The following is a 22783-nucleotide window of genomic DNA, read 5'->3' on the forward strand; positions in this document are numbered from 1 at the left end:
ACCTCTGTGCCTCCTATTCGTACATAAGAATGGCAAATATTATAAGTAGAGAGAGGTTGACACAATGTTTGGAAAAGTGGCTTCAGATTTGTTGGGATTAAGTGATGTAGGGTCGGTGATTAAGCCTTCCGATTATGATAAAGTGGATGCCGATGATTACGTGATGCATGAGGATAATGAAAAGATTTATTTCTTAATTAAATCAAAATCTGATGAGTATTGCTTTACAAACAACGCTCTCATCCATCTTGATGGTACTAGTGCTACAAGCAAAAAGCGGATGCTTCATCGGTACAGCTATGCCACAAATAAAATATCAGGTGTTATGTTGGAAACTGCCGGTACAGTCGACCTAGACGTAGAAATCAAATTCAAAATCGGCTCTCAGCCTTTCTCCATTGACATTCATAAAAAGCATATCGAGGAAGTGAAAGATTTATACAAGGCACTTATTAAAATTTCCGAGATTACCCATGAAAATGAAATTTCCCTTCAGTTTGCCAAGCAAAGTCTCGATGTCGCTTCCACAACATTAGGGCGCGTCTCCACTCCTGACAGCAATTTGGTTGTTCAATTTAAAATGTTGAATCAGGCAGCATTCCAGTGGCTCGAGGAAAGTAAAAAACAATATTGTGTCAAAGATTTTGGCTTTGTTTTTGAAAAATATATAAACAATTAAAAATACAAAATAGAGGCCGTCTCATAAAGGGAACTAAACTCCCATAGTATTGAGACGGCCTATTTTTTTAAAAACATTAATGCGGGCTAGGCCGATGAAACAACCCCATTACTTCTATCGTTTCTGTAATATTCACAAAAGCTGTCGGATCGACTTCAGAAATAAGAGATTTTACCTCGTTTAACTCATATCTTGAAATGACCGAGATTAAAATCTTTCGGCTGCCATTTGTATATCCTCCAACCCCATCCATAATAGTGAGTCCACGGTATAAGTTGGCCACCAAATGATTTCTCATTTCTTCGCCCTTTTCTGTTATTATCATTAAAGTTAATTTGACATGGTCCGTATAAATAGCGTCAACTACTTTTCCTGTAACAAAAATCGAAACCAACGTATTGAGGGCCGCATCCCAATTGAATAAAAATCCGCTAATTACAATGACAACCGCGTTCATTCCGGAGAGGAGCACTCCGATTGGGAAGTCTTTCTTTCGGGAAACAATCATTCCGATGATATCAAATCCACCCGTTGAACCCGAGCTTCGAAATACGATTCCAACCCCTAGGCCGGTCAAAGCTCCGCCAAATATTGATGAGAGGATGGTATCTTTCGCGACAGGAAATACTGGCACTAAATAAAGTCCTAAAGAAATAACGAACACTGAAAAGATTGAATTAAAGATAAATCTTTTTCCCAGCATTTTATAGCCAATGATTAAAAGGGGAAGGTTCAACAAAAGATTAGCCACTCCTGTGTTTATGGGGGTAATCATTCCTATTATCATCGAAATACCGCTCATCCCGCTACTTAAAACCTCGTGAGGGATGAGGAAAAGATTGAATGCAGCTACAATTATAAAAGAGCCGATAATAATTCCAACCATCTGCATGAATATTTCTCCTGTCTTTCCACTATTTATTTAAAAAAATGATAACGATTCATAGCTAGGATGTAAACTAATTAATATATTTAAAAAACAATTAATTATCTGGAAATAGCACCCGAAAATTAAGTTGAATAATTATAAAAGCATATTACATTAATATTCATCTTACAAAAACCCCTAATCCCTCGTTTCCAATATATAATATTGACAAATTTATTAAAACGTATATACTCTAGTAATATATCATTCTTAATATTAAATCCTCATCAAAACCGATGAGGTAGAGGTCGCGGTTTTTATTAGTAAAATGGACGAGACGCAGAGATGTTTTTGACTCCGTTTGAAAGGAAAAGCTGCCGAAGTGTGTTTTTCTCTCTGGAGAAACATGCTGGGGCTGTCTCCGAACAGGAACAGAACTGTCACGTTTAGCCTTACCAGCTTTACGTGTTGAGCTATCTTTCGGAAGGTATGATGCGGGGTATATACAAATGCCGTCGAATCTGCTTCGAGGGCATTTTTTATTCCAAACTCCTTCCAATAAAAAAATTTAAAGGAGTCATAAACATGCAAACAGCGCAGGTAAGAAAAGACGAAATATACACTAGGCCCACGGGTCCAAAAAATGATAAAAATGAATTAAGACGGAGCTTAAAGTCCCGCCATCTTACAATGATTTCTCTTGGCGGAACTATCGGGACCGGATTATTTCTTGCCAGCGGCGGAGCTATCCATAGTGCGGGACCTGGTGGAGCGATTCTTTCATATCTTGTTATTGGCATTATGGTTTATTTCTTAATGCAAAGTTTAGCTGAAATGGGTGCCTACATGCCGGTAGCAGGAAGCTTTAGTACCTATGCTACGAAATTCGTGGATCCATCCCTTGGTTTTGCCCTAGGCTGGAACTATTGGTACAACTGGGCTATTACGATTGCAGCAGAACTTTCTGCAGTAACAATGATTATGAAATTTTGGTTTCCAGATTCTCCTTCACTATTGTGGAGCAGCATCTTTTTAGTTATCATGTTCTTGTTAAATTATCTTTCTGTTAAGGGATTTGGCGAGGCGGAATATTGGTTCTCATTAATTAAAGTTGTTACTGTTGTGATTTTTATCATCGCTGGTACGTTAATGATTTTTGGAATTATGGGAAATGAAGCAATTGGCTTTAAAAACTTTACAGTTGGAGATGCACCATTCCATGGCGGATTCATGGCCATGCTTGGAATCTTTATGGCAGCTGGATTTTCCTTCCAAGGAACTGAACTTTTAGGTGTTGCAGCAGGTGAAACAGATAACCCAGAAAAATCAATCCCACGTGCAGTAAAGCAAGTTTTTTGGCGAATTCTTTTATTCTATGTGTTGGCTATTCTTGTTATCGGTCTTATTATTCCCTATACAAATGAAAACCTTGCTAATGGAGATGTTGCAGTAAGTCCATTTACGCTTGTTTTCCAAAAAGCCGGAATCGCATTTGCTGCTTCTGTCATGAATGCAGTCATTTTAACAGCTGTTTTATCAGCAGGTAATTCAGGAATGTATGCATCGACTCGGATGCTTTGGGATTTGGCACGTCAAGGAAAAGCACCAAAATTTCTTGGTAAATTGAACAAAAATGGTGTGCCAGTTAATGCTTTAATTGTAACAGCATTAGTCGGAACACTTGCTTTTCTGGCATCCCTTTTTGGCGATGGTACAGTTTATGTATGGCTTTTAAATGCTTCAGGTATGTCCGGCTTTATCGCGTGGTTAGGAATTGCGATTTGTCATTATCGCTTCCGCAGAGCTTATGTGGCACAAGGCAAAGACTTAAACTTATTGCCATATAAATCAAAGTTGTTCCCATTTGGCCCAATCTTTGCTTTTGTTGTTTGCGCCGTTGTCGTAATTGGGCAAAACTATTCAGCATTTATGGGCGACCATATTGATTGGAACGGTGTATTAGTATCCTATATCGGTCTGCCATTATTCCTTATCCTTTGGTTAGGCTATAAATTCACAAAGAAAACAAAGGTAATTCCTTTGGAGAAGTGTGATTTAAATAATTAAAATAAAAATGGCTCCCTGGGAGCCATTTTTTTATAATTTAATGGTAACTTCTGTCCCATCTTTTAATTTCGTTTCCACTAACAACAGGCCTTTATGCTTGGTCAGACCATCCAATAAAGGCTTTAAATCGCTTTTTTCTATTTGTGGAAGGACGAACTTTTCCCCTCCTTTTTCAATCGATTTATTGATAAAGCCAATAAATCGTCTTGACGTTATTACCGAACTTAGAAGATTTAAGACAACATAAGGAACGGGTACATTGAAGTTTCTCTGTTTTATCTTTAAGCCCACTTTTAACATGCTTATTCAATCACCACAAACACTTTATCGCCATTTGCGGAAGTAACATCCACAATTTGGCCATCTAGTTCGTTTTCAATCGCTTCTATTAACAAATCTACATTGATATCTTTCACATACTTTTCCGCTTGCGGAATTCTTTCGGCAATGCTGGTGCCCACCTTCAACACTGCTTTCACAAGATTAATGGGAAGATTGACATTAACATTATCACCTTCATGGGAATTAACACGGATTTTAAGCATTTTGCTGCCATATGATGAGGCTTCTTTCTTTAATTCAACAGTTGGTTCCTTCCCTTGAAGGACGTTAATCAGTTCAGTCGCTTTTTCCTTATCAAGCTTGCCTTCCTCGACCAAAGTTAACACTCTAGAGATTTCATCTTTCATTTACATATCCCCCTCTTTTAATAAGGCAATAGCCTCTTCGGCAGTGATTTCCCCTTTTTCCAGCATGGATACGACCCTCTTCTTATCAACCTCCGCCTTTCGGTTTGCCGAGTAGCCCATGGCCGAAATGATGTCGTCTAATTTTCCTCTTACTGTTGGATAAGAAATTCCAAGTTCTTTTTCGACTTCTTTAATACTTCCGCGGCACTTCAGGAAAATTTCAATAAAATGAAGCTGTTCCTGTCCAAGTGAGGCAAGCTTTGATAATTCGAATTCATTTTCCACCGTCGTGTGGCAATGTTTACACTGCAGTTTGGTAATGTTTAATTGTTTGTTGCAAACAGGACAATTGGTAATTAACGGGTAAGCCATTTTATTCCCCTTTCCTTTATTACCCATATCATACATTACTTTCATAAAAATTTAAAGTATAAATTAATATTTTTAATTTAATTTATTTAAAAAATTAAATTTGTTAAAACTAATATTAAAAAATACATTAGATTCAATACAACAAAAAAACACCTCCTGAACAACCAAACAGTTTTGTTAATATGTGGTATACTTAATTAGATAACAGAAGGAGTGTTTAATTTGAAAAACACCAATAATCGATACCAAAATGGACAAATGGTGAACATTAAAACAACCGGAGAGACAGTTACGATTTTAAAGTGGCAATATATAAAAAATATGAAGCGATATTCCTATATCGTCAAAGAACAGCCGAGTTTATTTTATTTCGAGGAAGAATTAGAAGAACTATAGATACAGACAAAATGAGAAGACCAACCACTCGGTTGGTCTTCTCATTTTGTTAATTAAATTAAAAATCTGCATTTCCTGGGGTTCTTGGGAATGGAATCACGTCTCTGATATTGGTCATTCCGGTTAGGTACATGATCAGTCGTTCGAAACCAAGGCCATAGCCGGAATGCTTGGTGCCGCCGTATTTTCTTAATTCCAAGTACCACCAATAGTCTTCTTCGTTCATGCCAAGTTCTTTGATTTTCGCAGCAAGAACCTCTTCACGTTCTTCACGCTGGCTGCCGCCAATCAATTCCCCGATTCCCGGTACAAGAAGGTCAGTCGCTGCCACCGTTTTGTCGTCTTCATTTAAGCGCATATAAAAGGCTTTGATTTCTTTTGGATAGTCTGTGACAAACACCGGCTTTTGGTATACCTTTTCGCATAAATAGCGCTCATGTTCAGTTTGCAGGTCAAGGCCCCATTCAACTGGATAAGCAAAATTCTCACCTGATTTTTTCAAAAGTTCTATAGCCTCTGTGTAAGTGACTCGGCCAAAGTCGGCTGTATATGCATTGTTTAAGCGATCCAATAATCCCTTCTCCACAAAACTGTTAAAGAAGTCCATTTCCTCCGGAGCTTGTTCTAACACATATCCGATTACATATTTCACCATTTCTTCAGCTAGGTCCATAATATCCGGAAGCTCCGCAAACGCCACTTCAGGTTCAATCATCCAGAATTCAGCCGCATGTCTTGCCGTGTTGGAATTTTCCGCTCTAAATGTTGGACCAAATGTATAGACATTGCGGAATGCAAGAGCAAAGGACTCGGCAGAAAGCTGGCCGCTTACTGTTAAATTAGTTTCTTTTCCAAAGAAATCCTTTGTATCGTCTGTTTTGCCCTCTTCATTTTTAGGCAGCTTATTTAAATCCAGCGAGGTTACTCTAAACATTTCACCCGCACCTTCAGTATCACTCCCTGTTATAATCGGCGAGTGAACATAAACGAAGCCTTTTTCGTTAAAAAATTTATGCATGGCATACGCAGCTATTGATCTCACACGAAAAACAGCTGAGAAAGTATTGGTTCTTGGTCTTAAATGAGCAATCGTTCTTAAATATTCAAATGTGTGTCTTTTCTTCTGCAGCGGATAATCTACGTTTGAAGTCCCTTCAATCGCAATAACTGTTGCTTTGATTTCAAACGGCTGCTTCGCCTGAGGGGTATGGATAAAGTCTCCCTCTACTTTAACAGATGAACTAATTGGCAGCTTGGCAATATCCTTATAGTTCTCTAGCTTGTCATCGAAAACAATCTGAACACTCTTAAAAAAGCTTCCATCATTTAATTCAATAAATCCAAAGGTTTTAGAATCGCGAATCGTCCGGATCCAGCCAGATAATTCAACTTTTTTGTCAATGAAGCTTTCAGTATTTCTGTACAAATCTTTAATTAAGACCTGTTTCACTTGAATTTCCTCCTAATTTATATGTATAAGTTATTGAACAACCAGAGGCAGGAGTGACCATTTAAATAAAAAACCTCCCATCCCAAGTTGGGACGAAAGGTAATTTCCCCTGTTGTTACCGTTAGTGTTTATCCCTTCCATATTATATTAAAAACCTCACAAATAAGCAATATTCAACAAAATCGATAATTAAGCCTTCGTTTTTGTTAAGTTAGCCTAATCCATGGCAGGATTTTCAATAATTTTCTGAAAAAATAGCAGGAAAATAAAAATCGAGGTCGAATTAGTAAACAAATGTTCGATTCTTGATTGGTTAGGAGTGTTGGTTATGGACAAAATCACTTGTATTGCCTATCTTCTTTACAATTCATCTAAGAATCAAGACATCCGTGAGAAAGCTATTCAATTATTAAATGGGGATGTATCAATCCGCGATTTAAAAAGAAATGTTTCCATACAAGCCCATTTAGTTCTAGCAGAATCAACATTAAAGAAAAATAATCTAGACAAAAATCTTGTCCAGCAGTTCGCCGAGGAGTTCCTGAGCGTTGAAGTATAAAAAGCTTCCAAACCGGAGGCTTTTTATCCAATAAGTTTTTCATAACAAAAAATAACTCTTCCGTTTTCCCAGCCAACCGTGTTATAATATTTAAACCCTAATAATTCCCAAAAATGTCTTGCTTTTGCATTTTCTTTTATAACACCAATTCGGACTCTGTCCAAACCCCGCTTGTCCATCTCATTTTCAATGTGTGCATAAGCTTCTGCACCAAAACCATATCCTTGATAGTCAGCATGAATCATCAGCAGTCCAAGCCAAGGAAAATGATCGTTGGGATTTTCCAACACGTAATCCACAACACCAATATAAGTATCATCAAGTTTGATAAAAACACTGATCGTTTTAGGGTTTAAAAATTCCTTTTCCAAATCGGCAAGCTCCCTTGCCGCCAAGTCATTTTCCAAAACATTGTATTCGGGATTCGAATTCACAATCTCAAGCGCAATATAGAGTGTTTCTTTCCTAATCTCTTCAAAATGTATCGACATCGTTTTTCTCCTTTTTTATTCATACTTAGGATATTTTATCAAATAATCAGTTATTTAATATTTTAAAATTATGTCATAAAAATCAGTTCTCCGAATAAGCTTAAACCGTTGTGAAAAATTGGATTTTCTACTCAAATATTTTTGTAAAGAAAGGTGATTTAATATGGTACAAATCGAGGTAAATATTTCTTTCGAAGGAAGAAACTATTGGACAAATGTCATTGCCGACCAAAATACATCTGATGAAGAAATACTCCGCCTTGCTTTTGAACAGGTTCAAAAGCAATGGAAAAAATAAAGTTTGAAAAGGCAGCAAATTCGCTGCCTTTTTGTTTTTTAGCCATTTATTACATATGTGTTTTTTGGAACATCAACCATAAGGGGACTTATTCCATCTGTTGCAAATAAATGCAATTCGTGCATCGCCCTGGTACAGACTGTATAGAATAACTTCCGGTCGTTTTCTTTTTGATATTGGGAACTATCATAAAGGATGACTGCATCAAATTCAATTCCTTTAGATAGATATGAGGGAATCACCGACACCCCGCTTTCATAGGAAGTTGTTCCTTTTTCAATAAAATGAAGGGGAACATCTTCTTTTAAAGCATCATTTACCCGTTTGCTTTCCTCGCCAGTTCTGCAAATAACCGCAATTGTTCGATGCCTTGTTTGAAGTTCTTTAATTTTCTCCAAAACCTGTTTATTGAGCAAATTACTTTCAACTACATTCAGCGAAGGCTTGATACCGCTCCGGTTAAAAGGCTCAATTTTGTCGCCATTCTCAATAAACTCCCTTGTGAATTCAACAATCTCCTTAGTCGAACGATATGTTTTCGTTAAAACAAATGTTTCAACCTCTCCCTCTTCTGACTGGAAATCAGCGAAAACTGATTGCATTCCCGTCGCCCCTGAGAAAATAGCTTGGTTAAAGTCTCCAAGTAAGGTCACCTTACTGTAAGGAAACAACATTTTTATAAAAGCGAACTGAAAAGGAGTGTAATCCTGGGCCTCGTCAATAAATATATGACGAATGGAGGAATTTGACTTTCTCCCCTCAATTAAATCCTGCAAGTACACATATGGCGTGGCATCTTCATAAGGAATTACCATACTGCTTAATTGTGCCTTTGTTTGAGAGCAGATTGTATCCCACATTAACGGCAGTTCCTCAGGATTATTTTCCTTGTTAAATAACCCAAGATAAATTAACGGCAGATTGATAAATTTTAGATTTTTAACGGCCGCAAATATTGGCTTGAATTTTTCTTTCACAACCATTTCTGCTAACAGCTTCTGTTCCTGTTCGAAATCATCAAAGGAATTCTCCATAAACCGTTTCTTTTCCTGGAGTTTTTTATAAACCTCTAAATAATCCTCTTTCTCCAAATATTGAATCTCTTCCTCAACCCAGCTTCGAGACTGTTCCCGTTTGACCCATTTCTTTAATTCCTTTTTAAGCCATCCCATGAGAAGCTGCATCCTGTTTGGAATTGAAAAATTGGTATTTAAGGTATAAAAATAATCGTGAATTTCTTTTTTCGAGATTAAAACATTTCCTCTAAAGCTTATATCCTTAAAAATTAAACCTTGATTTGATAACCTCGTTGCATATTCATCTATTAATCGCTTAAACTCGAGACTAGCCTTAAAGCGAATACCATTCAACCTTGATTGATAATGTTCATTATCCTTTGCACTCAGCAGGTATTCAATCTGGTTAAAAGGATCCTCAACGTCAAATTCCCGTCCCAATCTTTGATTTAAGTATTCCTGGAAGGTAGATTGCTGCATATTCTCTTCTCCCAGCTCAGGCAATACTGTTGCGACATAGCTGTTGAATAAAGGATTTGGAGAAAACAACAAAATATTTTCCGATTTCAACGTACCACGATATCGATACAAAAGATAAGCCACCCGCTGCATCGCCGCTGAGGTCTTGCCGCTCCCTGCCACACCTTGGACAATCAGCAATTTGCTTCGTTCATTGCGGATAATCGCATTTTGCTCGCGCTGAATCGTTGCGACAATGCTTTTCATTTGTGTACTGGCATTGTTCCCCAGAACCTCCTGCAGCATTTCATCACCAATGGTGACACCTGTATCGAACATTCCTTTAATTTCCGAAAACCGGATGATAAATTGTCTTTTTAACTCCATTTCACCGTAGATGGTCCCTTCTGGGGTTTGATAATGTGCCGGGCCGGGTGAATAATCATAATAAAGACTTGAAATAGGGGCACGCCAGTCATAAATTAAGAAGTTTTCATCCTGCTCATCCATTAATGAAGCAATTCCCAAATATACTTGATCGGTCGACTTTTCACCATCCTCCCAAAAATCGATACGACCAAAGTAAGGAGAAAATTTTAATTTATCCAAGGTTTTGAGGGTTCTGTCCAGCTGACTGTGTGTCCGTTCCCGTTCTGAGAGAAGTTCTGCCTGCTGTTTAATACTAGCCGCTGTTTCGATGACGTCATCCGGTTCATCCAGATTAACTGTAACATCCTCCCAAAAAGTCTTGCGGATTTCCAGAACATCAGAGCTAACCCTGCCGGTATTTTTTTGTAATTTGGCTATCTTTTTATCCACTTCATGCACTACCGAATTAACTCTTTCCTGCTCCAATTCCCAGTCATTATCTTGTAAATCCTTCATTCAACCACTCCCCAAATAAATTTTGGCTGCATTAGTTGACAACAGCGAACGAATGTGGTAATGTTATAATAGGATATTTTTAATCCTAATTACAATTAGATTTTCTTGCCAAAATCCATTTTAACATGTATTTTTGTCTATTTTCAAGTATATTTTTTTAAAAACGCCGCTTTGGCGTTTTTTTCATTTTATGACGCTCTTTTCCTCAATATCAAACTCCATTTAAATCCCTTTGTAGTATTTGAAAAATCCTATAAATAATTTATAAAAAAACAATTGACAATCAGCATGACCTAATCATATAATTTATCTTGAATTAAGTTATTTCAAAATCAAGATAAATTATTTCAAACTAAAAAGGGAGAGATTTTAACATGACTAAAACAAAATGGGCATTAGACCCTGCACACAGCAGTGTAGATTTTTCTGTTCGTCACATGATGATTGCAAACGTAAAAGGAACATTCAACAGCTTCAGTGCCAATATCGAAGCAGATCCTGCAGATTTAACAACCGCAAACATCGAGTTCTCGGTTGAAACTTCAAGTGTGGATACACGCAATCAAGATCGTGATGGCCACTTAGTTTCTGCGGATTTCTTCGATGCTGCCAATTATCCTGCTATGACTTTCAAAGCAACAAATATTGAAAAGACTGATGATGGCGAGTACAACGTAACAGGCGATTTAACGCTTCGTGGCGTGACAAAACAAGAAACTTTCGCTGTTTCCTTTGAAGGTCAAGGCAAAGATCCTTGGGGAAATGAAAAAGTTGGTTTCAGTGCAGCAGGCACTTTAAACCGCTCTGATTATGGTTTGGTTTGGAATGCGGCACTTGAAACTGGCGGGGTGCTTGTTGGCGATAAAGTAAAAATCAATCTGCAAATTCAAGCAGCAAAAGCTGAATAATCTAGCCGTAAAAAAAGCTCTCCTGGTATTGGGAGAGCTTTTTTTACCTGTTTATAATCATCATTCCATATCAAAAAGCGGCGACAAATCTTCGCGAATAAAATCCATATAAAAATAATCATTACTGGCTGCATCATATAAATAATCTTGTTTCCACATTTCTATATTGGTAACAATCTCCTGCATCGCCGCAACAAACGTTAGAATTTCTTCATTAGACATAATCGGATGCAATGAAAATCGCACCCAGCCAGGCTTTGTTGATAAATTTCCTTGGTCTATTTTGTCCGTTATTTGCTGTGAGGATTTTTTGTCAATATTAAACAAGTAATGCCCATATGTTCCTGCACAGGAACAGCCGCCGCGAACCTGAACCCCAAAACGGTCATTTAGGAGGCGGACAATTAAATTATAATGAACATTTTCGACGTAAAAGGAAACGATTCCTAACCGGTCTTTCACATGACCTTCTAAAATATGGAGCCCAGGGATTTCCTCTAACCGCGGCAGCAGCAGCTGCAGCATTTCTTTCTCTCTCTTTAAAATATTTTCAATCCCCATCTGTTTTTTTAGATTTATGCATAAAGCCGTTCGAATACCCTGATGAATTCCGGGCGTACCTCCATCCTCCTTTGTTTCAATGTCATCATAATAGTGATGTCCTCCCCATGGGTTAGTCCATGTAACTGTCCCTCCGCCAGGTTGGTCGGGAATCCTGTTCATATATAACCTTGAATCAAATATTATCACACCGCTTGTTCCCGGCCCTCCTAAAAACTTATGTGGCGAGAAAAAAACAGCATCTAATTTTTCCATTGGATCAGTTGGATGCATGTTAATAGAGACATAAGGGGCAGATGCGGCAAAATCAACAAAACATAGGCCGCCATGTTCGTGCATGATTTTGGCTAATTGATGAAACGGCGTTTGAATACCCGTTACATTGGAGCAGGCTGAAAACGAACCAATTTTTAACGGACGGTCTTCATATCGCTTTAGAAGCTGTTCTAAATGGGAAATATCAACATTTCCATTTCTGTCAGGCTGTATCATGACAACATCCGCAATTGTTTCAAGCCAAGACGTTTGATTCGAATGATGCTCCATATGGGTTAGAAAAATAATCGGCCTCTCTTTTTCAGGCAGGTTTAAGCGTTTTTTCCACTGTTCATGTATTCGCAGCCCCAGCATTCTTTGAAATTTATTAATCACAGAGGTCATCCCAAAACCGTCTAAGAGAACCACATCATATTTATCAGCACGGACATGCTCCTTGATGATTTTCTTTGCTTGTTTATACATCCCTGTCATCATTAAACTAGTTATGTTTGATTCTGTATGGGTATTGGCCATATAAGGACCAAAAACTTCTGTAATTTTCTCCTCAATTTTCCGGTAAAGACGTCCACTTGCTGTCCAGTCACCATAAATAATCTTCTTTTTGCCATATGGAGAGTCAAATTCATGATCAATTCCAATTACGTGGTCACGGAAGCTTTGAAAATAGGTTTCGAGGTTATCAGGAATGCGAAAGGTTTTGCTGCCAATTTTACCGGTAATCATGTCAATTCCACCTCAACACAAAGTCTTGATAACCAGTATATGCGAGAAGCTTTTTCATGGGTCTTGGTTTCGTTCTATATAAATAAAAGCAGCCTATTTTGGCTGCTTTTATGGTTTATTAATAAGTAGTGACCTTTGTGGATTCCTTCCGATTGACTTCGTCAATTTTTTGAGTAAACATTTGAAAGACACGTTTTTTCTCCTCTAGGTCACGTATGTATTCTTTTAGTTGATTATAGCTTTCTTCAAACGGCTTATGATACATTTCACGGATTTTATCAATTAACTCCTCGTTTACTGTGGATTGAATCACTTGCTTGGTTATTCCGTATTTATAGGTATAGACTTTTAATTCCTGAGATACTTCCTCATATTCCTTTTCAATTTCTTCTAGCACCACTAAAATATCTTGCTTCCACTCTTCCAATGATTTCTGCAGATAGGACTTGACCATTGTCTCTTCCATAAACACACCTTCTCTATTACCTTATTTAATTTATTATAGCGATGTTAGTTTACATGGAAGTTTCGGAAAAATTACAAACCCTTTTCAAGCGTAAAAAAAAACGATTACTAGGAAATCACTAACCGTTTATTTAGCCTCCACGATTTTCGCAAACTCTTCTAGCGTGGTTGAATATTTAATATACGTCCTTGGCAGTAGATATAGTTCATTTTTTATTCCGGTTTTTGTATAAGGCCCTGGAGTAGTGGTTAGTCCATAGGTGTAATACTTCTTTGTTTCCTCCACTACTTTTTCATCGAAATCTCCAAATGGATATGAGAGAGCAATAACCGATTTACCCGTAATTTTTTCGATTTTTTTCTTTGAGTGGTTTAATTCATACTCGTAATCAGCTATTTTAGATAATTCAGGATGTGTTGCTGTATGTGATTGAATAGAAATGAGCCCTGAACTGGCTAGCATCTTTAAATCCGATGGAGATAATCGATTGGGACGCTCAATAAAATCAGAAATAATAAAGAATGTACCTGTTGGGTTAAATCTTTCTGTTTCCAATTTTTGGAAAATGTAATAAACATTAAGATTATTTTTATAGCCGTCATCAAAGGTGATAAAGATTGGCTTGTCAACCTTCTCCTGATCAGCCCATCTTTCAAAGGTCAGCAATGTAAAACCGTGATCTCTCAAATATGTCATTTGTTTTTCAAAATTCTCTGGTCTTACATAAAGCTCCTTTTGCCCATGACCGCTATATTCCTCAATGGAGTGATAAATTAGGATTGGCACTTTTTTTGCTGCCATTGCCCGGTCAGGAAAAACTAATAGTAATAAATAGGAAACTGCTAACAGAAATTTTTTCATACAATCCCTCTTCAAAAAATGTTTATTCACTATTATTCCACACATTTCTTCCTTCATCCTTTTCTCATCAAACCGCTCAATTTGCAATAATATGTTACTATTTCAAGATTTTCGTCTTGTTTTGATAGCTTTTGTCAAGCGGCAGGAAAAAACCATATCTGATGGTGAATATCTTAGTATCGAACTCATAAAATTCTTTCCGAGATAAATAGAAAGGAATGATTCTCATGAAGTCTTATACACTTAAAGAAGTTTCCAAAAAAATAAATACTGCACCTGGCATCATCCGGCAATGGGAGAAGGAATTAACAGGAATACTCCATATTTCCAGATCAAAACAAGGGGCAAGAATTTATACAGATGTTGAGATTAACCAATTAACCGAAGTAAAGGAACTATTTGCTAAAAAGATCGGGAAAGAAGCAGTTCGGGATGCGCTGCTAAAACAATCCATCGCCAATCATGATACGGAGCCCGAGGAAACAGCCGCTGATGCTGATATTGAGTTTATATCTCCCCCGGAGCCAGTCACATTCGAAATGGTTACCCATTTAACCAAACAGCCTTCTATCCCTGATAACGAAAACAGCTTATCGAATGCTGATTTATTTTTCGAGGTGATGGATGCCTATAAGAAAAACTTCTTAAATGAGGTTAAAGAGGAAATTAGAAGTGTTGTACGAAAAGAAATATTAACTGAGGTAAAAAAGGAGATTTCAAACGGTACGCTTAGAACCGTTAAATCCGTGCAGGATTCCATTTATAAATCTTCAGAAAACACAAAAGAGCAAATTCAGGAACTCTCCGAGACCATTTCGAAAGCTTCGGAGGAAACCTCAGATAAGTTGAGATATTTATCATCCAACATCAAGAATGTCACCATCGAAACTGCTGATGAAGTTTATTCCCTCACAAAACAGGTTGTCGAAACCTCAGATAAGCTATCAAATTACATCGACCAAACCAATAATGAAATTTCCAATTTGGCTGACGAAATCGCAAAGGAACGTGAATTCCTTATGGATGACCGTGAGCAATACCGTCATGAAGTCCAGCAAAGGGAAGCCGCGTTTCAACAAATGCTGGCAAACTATCGAGAGGTTGCCGCGGCAAAGGAAAAAAAGTGGTGGAAATTTTGGAGTTAAATTTAAGATACGGGAATCTTCATTAACGCTGATTCTTTTCGTTGGATATCAAGGTTTTCGGTCATTTTTAAAAATGGAGGGATTGTCATGAATACAGCAGAGGCTGCAAAATTATTGGGTGTTTCAATTAGCACAATTCAGCGCTGGGTAAAACAGCTTGAACTGCCAATGGAACGAAATGAGCGTGGCCACTATCATTTTAAAGATGAGGATATTGAACTGTTTAAAAATATCCACGAACAGCTCCAGAACGGAACCTTATTGCAAGATATCAGCCAAGAAAAGGAAAAGAAAAGTCCACGCAAAGGGACAGTGAAAGCGGTCGAAAACGGTGAGGCATTGGAAAAGCTGTATGCCAAGGTAAAGGAATTAGAGCTTGGTTTACATTCGAAGGCGGATTCTGTTGCCTCCTATCAACTCCTCCAGCATCGCAGGGAGATTGAAGAACTGCAAAATCTTGTGAGTAGCTTGGAGAAACAGGTTGCACAGCTTCAAAACGAGGTAACCAAATTAAAAGGACCGGCACCTGCCGAAAAACCGTTAGTTTTAGAAAACAGTAAGGTAAAAAGAAAAAAGAAGAATTTTGTTAGTTCCCTATTTGGCTTTTGATTATCAATTAAACTGACCGAACGCGGTCCTCAAACGTTCGGTCGTTCTCTTATAAAACGTTTTCAAAAGCATGCATGTTTAAGCCTCTTTTGTTTGCTGTGTATCGAATTCCAGCAGACCCCCAAAGTACGAGATTTCCTTAATGCTGACACCAAGTTCTCCTGTCGGAATTTTCAAGGATAATTCTTCCCCGATATTTTTTAAAAGAAGCTGTCTGCCGACTGGGGATAAAAAGGATATAAAGCCTTTGTCAGGGTCAGACTCCTCCGGAAAGCAAATAACATATTCCTCTGTTTCCTGATCATCGAGATACATAACGGTAACCTTTGTCCCAATATAAACCTTTGGAATTGATGCTATAAAGCTATTTTTTTGGTTTTGTTTTAATATCTCCTCCAACTCCAAAACATAAAGGCTGAAAAAATGTTTCAGTCTTTCCTGAATAGGCGTCGAGGAAATGTAAAGATTAGTTAAATCCTTGATATTTTCCTCAATATACTCTAGCTGTCTTTGGAAGTACTGCTTGTTGGCCTGACCACTATGGTTCATAGTAGATAGCCCCCATACTCGGATTAAACTTCCTGCAAAATTTTGTTGCGTTTTTCATGTTATCTTCCTCCCACATAAAAAATGAACCCTCCAAAATATTTTTGGAAGATCTTAGCACTATATTACCATATTTCAACTTGAAAGTCGCAATATAAAAAGGCCATTCATGGAGAATAGCCTTTTTAGCTTTGAAGCCTATTTGCCGCCAGCATTTGTAAGCGGCAGCTTGGGTTCAACAAGCGGTTTTGTATATTTTTTAACCAAAAAGCTGCCCAATAGCAAGCAGACAATAAATGAAAAACCAATAAGAAATAAATAGACTCCCGAGATGGAACTAAACCCTTGGTCCGGAAAAACGGATTGGACCGGTTTAATGAGAAAACCGTGGAACAAATAAATATAAAGCGTTCTTTCTCCAATTTCAGTAAATTTGAACTGTGCCGATGGAATAAATGTTAAAAAGCTAAACACCATTAGAAAGGTTAAGAGATATTGCAAAGTCCGATATACTCCGGCTGAAATGTGTTCTACCCCCATTGCTGCATAGGAACTGTCACCCAAAAGCCAGGAAACAGCATCTTGAGGAAAGGAATGGCCAAAGAAAATGACAGCAGCCAGGAGGAAGACCATTGCCGTCGGCAGTGAATACTTCCCTCTCAGAATCCTTTTTAAATGCCCCTCGTTTAATAGAAAGCCGAGCAAGAAATATGGAAAAAAGACAAATGTTCTCGACAAGCTTAAATAGCTGCCGGCTTCATTAAAATAACCAATGGCCACACCGAGAACAATAGCAAGGACCAAGCCCAGCCATTTCATTCTGGAAAAAGGAATCAGCAAGATGTTCCAAAATAATAAGCTTAATAAAAACCAAAGCGACCAGTGGGGATGGAAAAAATCAACATGAAAGGCAGCTTCTTTGCCATTCATATAGTAGTACACAGAATAGATGGTCTGAAAAAAGAGATAAGGGATTAATAGCTTTATGGTCAGTTTTTTAAAGTAGCCCGGCTTTTGGAATCCCTTAGAAAAATAACCAGAGATTAAAATGAACGCTGGCATATGAAACAAGTAAATAACTGTATACAACGTGAAGAGAAACCCATCTTGATCCTTTAACGGGCTGATTAAATGCCCAAAAACGACCAAGAACATTAAGATAAACTTTGCATTATCAAAATACTTACTCCTTTTTGATTTAGCCATAATATCACCTCATCATATGGATTCAATCAAAAGGTATATTAATATTGTAAAATTAACTTTTGCTTAAAAAATTAAATATCCATTTGGTGTATAAAAAATACCTTTTTATAAACTTACCATTTTTTCATTACAGGAACATGTTTATAAATTTACTTTTCATTTTCAATAAAATTACAATTTCAAGATAATGATAAAATACTCCTGCGCTGATTTTCCTATAATTTACTCCACGCGAAAAAAGAGCTGGACGTCCAGCTCTCATTTTCCTCCAACGATATCCACCAACCGATTGCTGATAATTTCTGCATAGTTTTCCTTTAATTCATTCTCTGATATCTTTAAGTATTTGGAAAGTTCTACAAGGTACTCCCGGTCATACCGCAGCCATGAGGAAAAGCTTCTTTTAACAAATCGCTCAGCTTCCATAAAGGTCGAGAACATCGGCGGGACCTTTTCACCGTTATGAAAGACATAAAACTCCCCGTCACCAGAAGGGAATATATAAGAAATCTCCCCTTTATGATTCTGGTAGCTGCTCCCTGTTTCCGACTCCTTCAGATTAAATTCATTGCGGTCAGCATCGGGTTTAAGCGGTAAGATATCAAATACATTAATAACAAATGTTTCAAAGGCCGCTCTGGTCAAATCTGCCCCTGAAGCTTTCGGATGTCCCCCTCCTCCATACCTTTTAGCAAACTCCGCGACATTCACTTCATCATGAATGGTCCTAAAGCCCATCTTTTTCCCACCCAAATTAAGAAGGACGATCATATCCAAATGTGGATTTTGCGTGTTTAATGCATTCCCCAGCTCTGACATGTTTTGTTCAGCAGGGACGATACCGACACAATAATCTTCCACAAAGGTTTGGACCATTTGCCTGCTTTTAGAATGGATATATCGGTTAATTTTTTGTTCCTCGATATCCAAAATTATGTTTTCTGTTTCGGTAAAATCAAATGATTCCCTGTTCTCCGTTAACCTTTTTATCATTTCCTCTTCAAACTGTTCCCGGTTCATAATATGGAACAAATCATTTAAGCGTTTGGCCTTGATATTGTTATTTTCATCCCATTCCCAGGTATCGTACTGCCTGATTAAGTCTACAAATTCATCGAGCGCTTTGCTTTTATCCAGTCTTCCCTTCTCAATTAGATAGTCGTAAAACAGCGATGTGGCACAGGTTTTTTTTCCAGATTCATATTCTGTTTTGACACTACCCCATTTGTAGTTATTAAAATGCAACGCTGTCACATGATGATCAATCACCTGAATATGTTTTCCAGCCTGAAATCTTTCGGCTAATTTTTTCTCAGTTTCTTCATTTACAGCTAAATCGGTAATGAACGTTTCTTCATTATTATTTTCTTGGTTAGTTATAAAAGCTTCGACCCGCTGATTTAAATTACGATAAGAGCAATAGGATACTTTTGCCTGTTCCCCAAAAGCGAGCTTTGCCAACACCCCGCTGCCAAGGCCATCTAAATCAACATCAGTAAAAAGTTTGACCATTCCATACACCATCCCATATTTTTTCCATAAGGTATATTTTGGTTTTTATTTTATCTTCTTATTCATTAGAAAAGCTGACCCGATTAGAGCCAGCTCCATTCCCCAGTATAAGCTTACGTTTTGTAATATCCTCTTTTTTGACCGTAATAACAAAACCAGAGTGCCTGAAAGAAAAAGAGTGCTCCCCAAAATGGGGCGGGAATAATTATCGTCAAATTCGCCAAATTCGCCGCATCTCCCGCAGATTGCGGGCTTAGTAAACTTATATAAAATATTTCATATGCACTTTGAACCGAATCCACCAGTAATATGGAGGCGATTAGCATCAATAAATGATCTCTAAATCCTTGGCTCCCTTTAATGAGCAGGAACAGGAACCCCGCAGCAAATGAACTGAGCCAAAAGATTCCATATGGGTTACGTACCCAGAAAAGGAGATTAATAAAAATGAATCCCAATATGATATCGATCAATAGTATCTGCTTTTTCCTTCCAAGTAATAAAAAGAAAAGGAAGGCTGAAAATGATGCAAATGTATAACCCGCCAAACTGGTAAAAAAACTGCCAATCCAAGTGGACTGATTACTATACGTGGCACCTTCAGAATTCATAAATAACGAAATTCTTTCTACATTACCGCTCAGTAAAGCCACGAATGCATGTCCGGACTCATGAATTAATGTATTTATCATCCGAAAATAATTCCCCATAAACGGAATATGAATTAACAGAACGCTAGTCACGAGGAAAAGAAAAAACTTCGCACTGAATTTTTCACGAACAAAGCTCAATTGGCATTCTCCTCTGTTTTAAAAGTTTTCATTATTTTCTATATTTTACCACTATTAATTAAAAAAGAATAACAATAACCACGCCATTTTGAAGCCGCATATCTTTTGGACAATTTTTGAAAGGATTCGACAACCAACAACTTATGTGTTAACATTAAGTTGTTACATCCCAAAAAGGAGGGAATGAGATTGATAGAGTTTAAGAATATTATTAAAAAATATCGATCCAAAACAGTTATAAATTCTTTTTCATTAAAAGTTGAAGCAGGACAGCTTGTTGTTTTTATCGGTCCAAGTGGCTGCGGGAAGACAACCTTGCTAAAAATGATTAATAAGCTGATACAGCCAACTTCTGGGAAGATTGTGGTAAATGGATCTGATATTTCTACCGTGAATCCGATTGAGCTTCGCCGAAATATTGGCTATGTCATTCAAAACACGGGTTTATTCCCACATATGACGATTAAGGAAAACTTGGAGTTGATTCCTAAACTGAAGGGTGAAGATCCTGCTGCTATTGAGAAGAAAACGAACGAGTTACTTGAAATAGTAGGGTTAGATCCTAAAGAGTATCTGCACCGTTATCCAAAGGAATTAAGCGGCGGTCAGCAGCAGCGAATTGGCGTAGCAAGAGCCTTCTCCACAAACTCCGACATTATCTTAATGGATGAACCATTCAGTGCACTCGATCCCGTTACACGATCATCACTTCAGGATGAACTGTTCCAAATGCAAAAGGAATTAAACAAAACGATCATCTTTGTCACTCATGATATGGATGAGGCTATTAAAATAGCTGACAAGATTTGTATTTTAAAAGATGGAGATATTCTTCAGTATGACACGCCAGAAAACATCTTAAAAAATCCTGCTAATGATTTTGTTTCCGATTTTATCGGCAAGCGCAGGGTATGGAATAATCCTGAATTGTTAATGGCAGAGGATATCATGATTCCAAATCCGGTTAAAATTACCGCCAAACGGAACGTCCTGCAGGCAATTGAAATCATGAAGGAAAACAAAGTAGACAGTTTATTGGTAACTGACAAGAATAATCGTCTTATCGGATTGGTGACCTTGAAAGGAATTCAATTGTTAAACCGCAACTCAGAAATTGAATGGGTAATGGAGAAGAATGTCCTGTCAGTATCACAGGATGCCAATTTGATTTCCGTTCTTGCAACCATGAATGAACATAAGATTGGTTATGTGCCTGTTATAAACAGTACGGGACAGTTAACAGGTCTTATTACAAGAAGCAGTATTTTATCTGCACTAAGCAGCCAATTAATCGATATGGAGGTGGCCTTTTAATGGGTGAATTATGGAACTATGCAAGTAACAACTATAACCAACTCCTTGAACTTTTAGGACAGCATATATATTTAAGTGTCATGTCTGTTCTGATTGCTACCGTTATTGGAATTCCACTTGGAATATTGATTTCCAGAGAGCCAAAGCTTTCTAAACCAATCATAGGCACTACAAATGTCATTCAGGCGGTGCCAAGTCTGGCCTTGCTCGGATTTCTAATTCCATTTATCGGCATCGGCAGTACCCCTGCCATTGTAATGGTGGTATTGTACTCCCTGCTTCCAATTGTGAAAAATACCTATACAGGATTAACCAATATTGATCGAGACATTCTGGAAGCCGCCAAAGGCATCGGTCTGACCAAGAGTCAAACAATGAGAAAGGTGCAGCTGCCGCTGGCCTTCCCGATGATTATGGCGGGTATCAGAATTTCAGCCGTTACGGCTGTTGGGTTAATGACGATTGCCGCATTCGTCGGAGCCGGCGGACTTGGTTATCTTGTCTTCTCTGGTGTGCAAACGGTCGACAATGCCATGATTTTGGCAGGTGCGATTCCGGCATGTATCCTTGCATTATTAATCGACTTTATTGTCGGAAAGCTTGAGACCTCCCTATCTTATAAGACAAAACAATCGTCTGCGTCGAAAACAGGAAAAACAACAAAAAAAATCATTCTTTCTTTTGCCAGTGTCCTTCTCGTCATTGCCGGCGTCTTTACCGTTTATTCAAAGGCCCAGGCTGGCGATAAAATTGTCATTGGTTCGAAGAATTTCAGTGAGCAGTTGATTCTTGGTAATATGCTTGCCGACTTAATTGAAAATAAAACTGATTTAGAGGTTGAAAGAAAGCTGAATCTTGGCGGTTCTCAGGTTACCTTCAGCGCCCTTAACAGCGGCGATATTGATGCATATATAGAATATACAGGGACTGGCCTTGTCAATATTTTAAAACAGCCCCCACAGAATAATCCGGAACAGGTGTACGATTATGTTCAAAAGGAATTTAACAAAAAGTACGGGATTAGATTATTAAAGCCGCTTGGTTTTAATAACACCTATGCACTGGCTATTCGTAAGGATACCGCTGATCAATACGGACTGAAAACCATCTCCGACTTGGCCAAAGTCAGTAACGAGTTAATTATGGGACCGACAATTGAGTTCCCAAATCGAGAAGACGGATTAATCGGTCTCTCCAAAACGTATAATATGCAATTTAAGGACGTTAAAGCCGTTGACGGCGGCCTGCGTTATACAGCGCTCGACAATCACAAAAGCGACGTTATTGACGCTTTCTCTACCGATGGCTTGATTGAAGCCTTTAAGCTAAATGTGTTAAAGGATGATAAGAACTTTTTCCCGCCTTACTATGCAGTTCCAATCATCAAGGAGGAAACTTTAAAAGAACATCCTGAACTGAAAAATGTTCTTAACAGCCTTGCCGGCAAGATCACAGAGGATAAAATGAGGGAACTAAATTATAAGGTTGATAGTCTAAAACAATCCCCAGCAAAAGTTGCGAAGGAATTTTTAGAAAAAGAGGGATTATTAGACAAATAATCGAGTAGGAGGGGGTGACTAACCCCCGACCTCTCACACCACCGTACGTACCGTTCGGTATACGGCGGTTCTAT

24 protein-coding genes and 1 riboswitch are annotated in these 22783 nt (G+C 37.9%); of the genes, 10 read left to right on the top strand and 14 right to left on the bottom strand.

All coding sequences use genetic code 11. The features are described from left to right. Window positions 1–64: 64 nt before the first annotated feature. Window positions 65–679: a PH domain-containing protein gene (locus KHB02_RS20670; RefSeq protein WP_213145233.1), complete on the top strand. Its 615-nt coding sequence runs from the start codon at window positions 65–67 to the stop codon at window positions 677–679. Between the two features lie 76 nt (window positions 680–755). Here KHB02_RS20670 and KHB02_RS20675 read toward each other — a convergent pair whose 3' ends face one another. Further along, complete coding sequence (locus KHB02_RS20675) at window positions 756–1571, bottom strand: YitT family protein (protein ID WP_213145232.1); 816 nt, start codon at window positions 1569–1571, stop codon at window positions 756–758. Window positions 1572–1841: 270 nt separating this feature from the next. Beyond that, window positions 1842–2031: riboswitch (Lysine riboswitch) on the top strand. Between the two features lie 101 nt (window positions 2032–2132). On the opposite strand from KHB02_RS20675, the gene KHB02_RS20680 reads away from it, so the two are divergent. Next, entirely contained in the window at window positions 2133–3614 is a 1482-nt protein-coding gene (locus tag KHB02_RS20680) for an amino acid permease (protein ID WP_213145231.1), read from the top strand. A 30-nt stretch (window positions 3615–3644) separates the two neighbouring features. On the opposite strand, the gene KHB02_RS20685 is transcribed toward KHB02_RS20680, so the two are convergent. The 3 genes from KHB02_RS20685 to KHB02_RS20695 are packed head-to-tail and all read right to left on the bottom strand — an operon-like array spanning window position 3645 to window position 4675. Then, window positions 3645–3914: a hypothetical protein gene (locus KHB02_RS20685; RefSeq protein WP_213145230.1), complete on the bottom strand. Its 270-nt coding sequence runs from the start codon at window positions 3912–3914 to the stop codon at window positions 3645–3647. Between the two features lie 2 nt (window positions 3915–3916). Continuing rightward, window positions 3917–4303, bottom strand: coding sequence for an SHOCT-like domain-containing protein (locus KHB02_RS20690; RefSeq protein ID WP_213145229.1), 387 nt, complete (start codon window positions 4301–4303; stop codon window positions 3917–3919). Then, a complete protein-coding gene (locus tag KHB02_RS20695) occupies window positions 4304–4675 on the bottom strand; it encodes a DUF2089 domain-containing protein (protein ID WP_213145228.1) in 372 nt (123 codons plus the stop codon). Window positions 4676–4897: 222 nt separating this feature from the next. Between KHB02_RS20695 and KHB02_RS20700 the strand changes: the two genes are divergently transcribed. Next, a complete protein-coding gene (locus tag KHB02_RS20700) occupies window positions 4898–5071 on the top strand; it encodes a hypothetical protein (RefSeq protein WP_213145338.1) in 174 nt (57 codons plus the stop codon). A 58-nt stretch (window positions 5072–5129) separates the two neighbouring features. Here KHB02_RS20700 and asnS read toward each other — a convergent pair whose 3' ends face one another. Continuing rightward, the gene (gene asnS, locus KHB02_RS20705; RefSeq protein ID WP_213145227.1) at window positions 5130–6521 is read right to left on the bottom strand and encodes an asparagine--tRNA ligase; all 1392 of its coding nucleotides are present in this window, start codon (window positions 6519–6521) and stop codon (window positions 5130–5132) included. Window positions 6522–6849: 328 nt separating this feature from the next. Between asnS and KHB02_RS20710 the strand changes: the two genes are divergently transcribed. Then, window positions 6850–7080 (top strand): hypothetical protein, encoded by a 231-nt coding sequence (locus tag KHB02_RS20710; RefSeq protein ID WP_213120591.1) that lies wholly within the window; start codon window positions 6850–6852, stop codon window positions 7078–7080. A 23-nt stretch (window positions 7081–7103) separates the two neighbouring features. On the opposite strand, the gene KHB02_RS20715 is transcribed toward KHB02_RS20710, so the two are convergent. Further along, the gene (locus KHB02_RS20715; protein ID WP_213145226.1) at window positions 7104–7571 is read right to left on the bottom strand and encodes a GNAT family N-acetyltransferase; all 468 of its coding nucleotides are present in this window, start codon (window positions 7569–7571) and stop codon (window positions 7104–7106) included. Window positions 7572–7734: 163 nt separating this feature from the next. On the opposite strand from KHB02_RS20715, the gene KHB02_RS20720 reads away from it, so the two are divergent. Continuing rightward, complete coding sequence (locus KHB02_RS20720) at window positions 7735–7869, top strand: BA3454 family stress response protein (RefSeq protein WP_213145225.1); 135 nt, start codon at window positions 7735–7737, stop codon at window positions 7867–7869. A 38-nt stretch (window positions 7870–7907) separates the two neighbouring features. Here the strand turns inward: KHB02_RS20720 and helD are convergent, their stop codons facing one another. Next, entirely contained in the window at window positions 7908–10229 is a 2322-nt protein-coding gene (gene helD / locus KHB02_RS20725) for an RNA polymerase recycling motor HelD (RefSeq protein ID WP_213145224.1), read from the bottom strand. 374 nt (window positions 10230–10603) lie between these two features. Here helD and KHB02_RS20730 point away from each other — a divergent pair, with 374 nt between their 5' ends. Then, entirely contained in the window at window positions 10604–11137 is a 534-nt protein-coding gene (locus KHB02_RS20730; protein ID WP_213120587.1) for a YceI family protein, read from the top strand. A gap of 60 nt (window positions 11138–11197) precedes the next feature. Here KHB02_RS20730 and KHB02_RS20735 read toward each other — a convergent pair whose 3' ends face one another. The 3 genes from KHB02_RS20735 to KHB02_RS20745 form a co-directional block, all read right to left on the bottom strand. Continuing rightward, window positions 11198–12700 carry an aminotransferase class V-fold PLP-dependent enzyme gene (locus tag KHB02_RS20735; RefSeq protein ID WP_213145223.1) on the bottom strand — a complete coding sequence of 501 codons (1503 nt, stop codon included), beginning with the start codon at window positions 12698–12700 and terminating at the stop codon, window positions 11198–11200. Between the two features lie 118 nt (window positions 12701–12818). Beyond that, window positions 12819–13166, bottom strand: coding sequence for a hypothetical protein (locus KHB02_RS20740; RefSeq protein WP_213120585.1), 348 nt, complete (start codon window positions 13164–13166; stop codon window positions 12819–12821). Between the two features lie 126 nt (window positions 13167–13292). Next, a complete protein-coding gene (locus KHB02_RS20745) occupies window positions 13293–14027 on the bottom strand; it encodes a polysaccharide deacetylase family protein (RefSeq protein ID WP_213145222.1) in 735 nt (244 codons plus the stop codon). Between the two features lie 227 nt (window positions 14028–14254). Between KHB02_RS20745 and KHB02_RS20750 the strand changes: the two genes are divergently transcribed. Continuing rightward, entirely contained in the window at window positions 14255–15172 is a 918-nt protein-coding gene (locus KHB02_RS20750; RefSeq protein WP_213145221.1) for a MerR family transcriptional regulator, read from the top strand. 87 nt (window positions 15173–15259) lie between these two features. Next, on the top strand, window positions 15260–15781 hold the full coding sequence (locus tag KHB02_RS20755) for a MerR family transcriptional regulator (protein WP_213145220.1): 522 nt from the start codon (window positions 15260–15262) through the stop codon (window positions 15779–15781). A gap of 78 nt (window positions 15782–15859) precedes the next feature. Here KHB02_RS20755 and KHB02_RS20760 read toward each other — a convergent pair whose 3' ends face one another. The 4 genes from KHB02_RS20760 to KHB02_RS20775 form a co-directional block, all read right to left on the bottom strand. Continuing rightward, window positions 15860–16330, bottom strand: a complete 471-nt coding sequence (locus tag KHB02_RS20760) for a GreA/GreB family elongation factor (protein WP_213145219.1) — start codon at window positions 16328–16330, stop codon at window positions 15860–15862. Between the two features lie 195 nt (window positions 16331–16525). Then, the gene (locus KHB02_RS20765; protein ID WP_213145218.1) at window positions 16526–17533 is read right to left on the bottom strand and encodes an acyltransferase family protein; all 1008 of its coding nucleotides are present in this window, start codon (window positions 17531–17533) and stop codon (window positions 16526–16528) included. Between the two features lie 258 nt (window positions 17534–17791). After that, complete coding sequence (locus KHB02_RS20770) at window positions 17792–19045, bottom strand: DHH family phosphoesterase (RefSeq protein WP_213145217.1); 1254 nt, start codon at window positions 19043–19045, stop codon at window positions 17792–17794. 113 nt (window positions 19046–19158) lie between these two features. Then, window positions 19159–19836, bottom strand: coding sequence for a M50 family metallopeptidase (locus tag KHB02_RS20775; protein ID WP_213145216.1), 678 nt, complete (start codon window positions 19834–19836; stop codon window positions 19159–19161). Between the two features lie 189 nt (window positions 19837–20025). On the opposite strand from KHB02_RS20775, the gene KHB02_RS20780 reads away from it, so the two are divergent. Further along, a complete protein-coding gene (locus KHB02_RS20780) occupies window positions 20026–21150 on the top strand; it encodes an ABC transporter ATP-binding protein (protein WP_213145215.1) in 1125 nt (374 codons plus the stop codon). Next, window positions 21150–22709 carry an ABC transporter permease/substrate-binding protein gene (locus KHB02_RS20785; RefSeq protein WP_213145214.1) on the top strand — a complete coding sequence of 520 codons (1560 nt, stop codon included), beginning with the start codon at window positions 21150–21152 and terminating at the stop codon, window positions 22707–22709. The genes KHB02_RS20780 and KHB02_RS20785 overlap by 1 nt, the downstream gene beginning before the upstream one ends. The last annotated feature ends 74 nt before the right edge of the window (window positions 22710–22783 follow it).

It is taken from the genome of Neobacillus citreus (assembly GCF_018343545.2).
Lineage (GTDB): Bacteria > Bacillota > Bacilli > Bacillales > Cytobacillaceae > Neobacillus > Neobacillus citreus.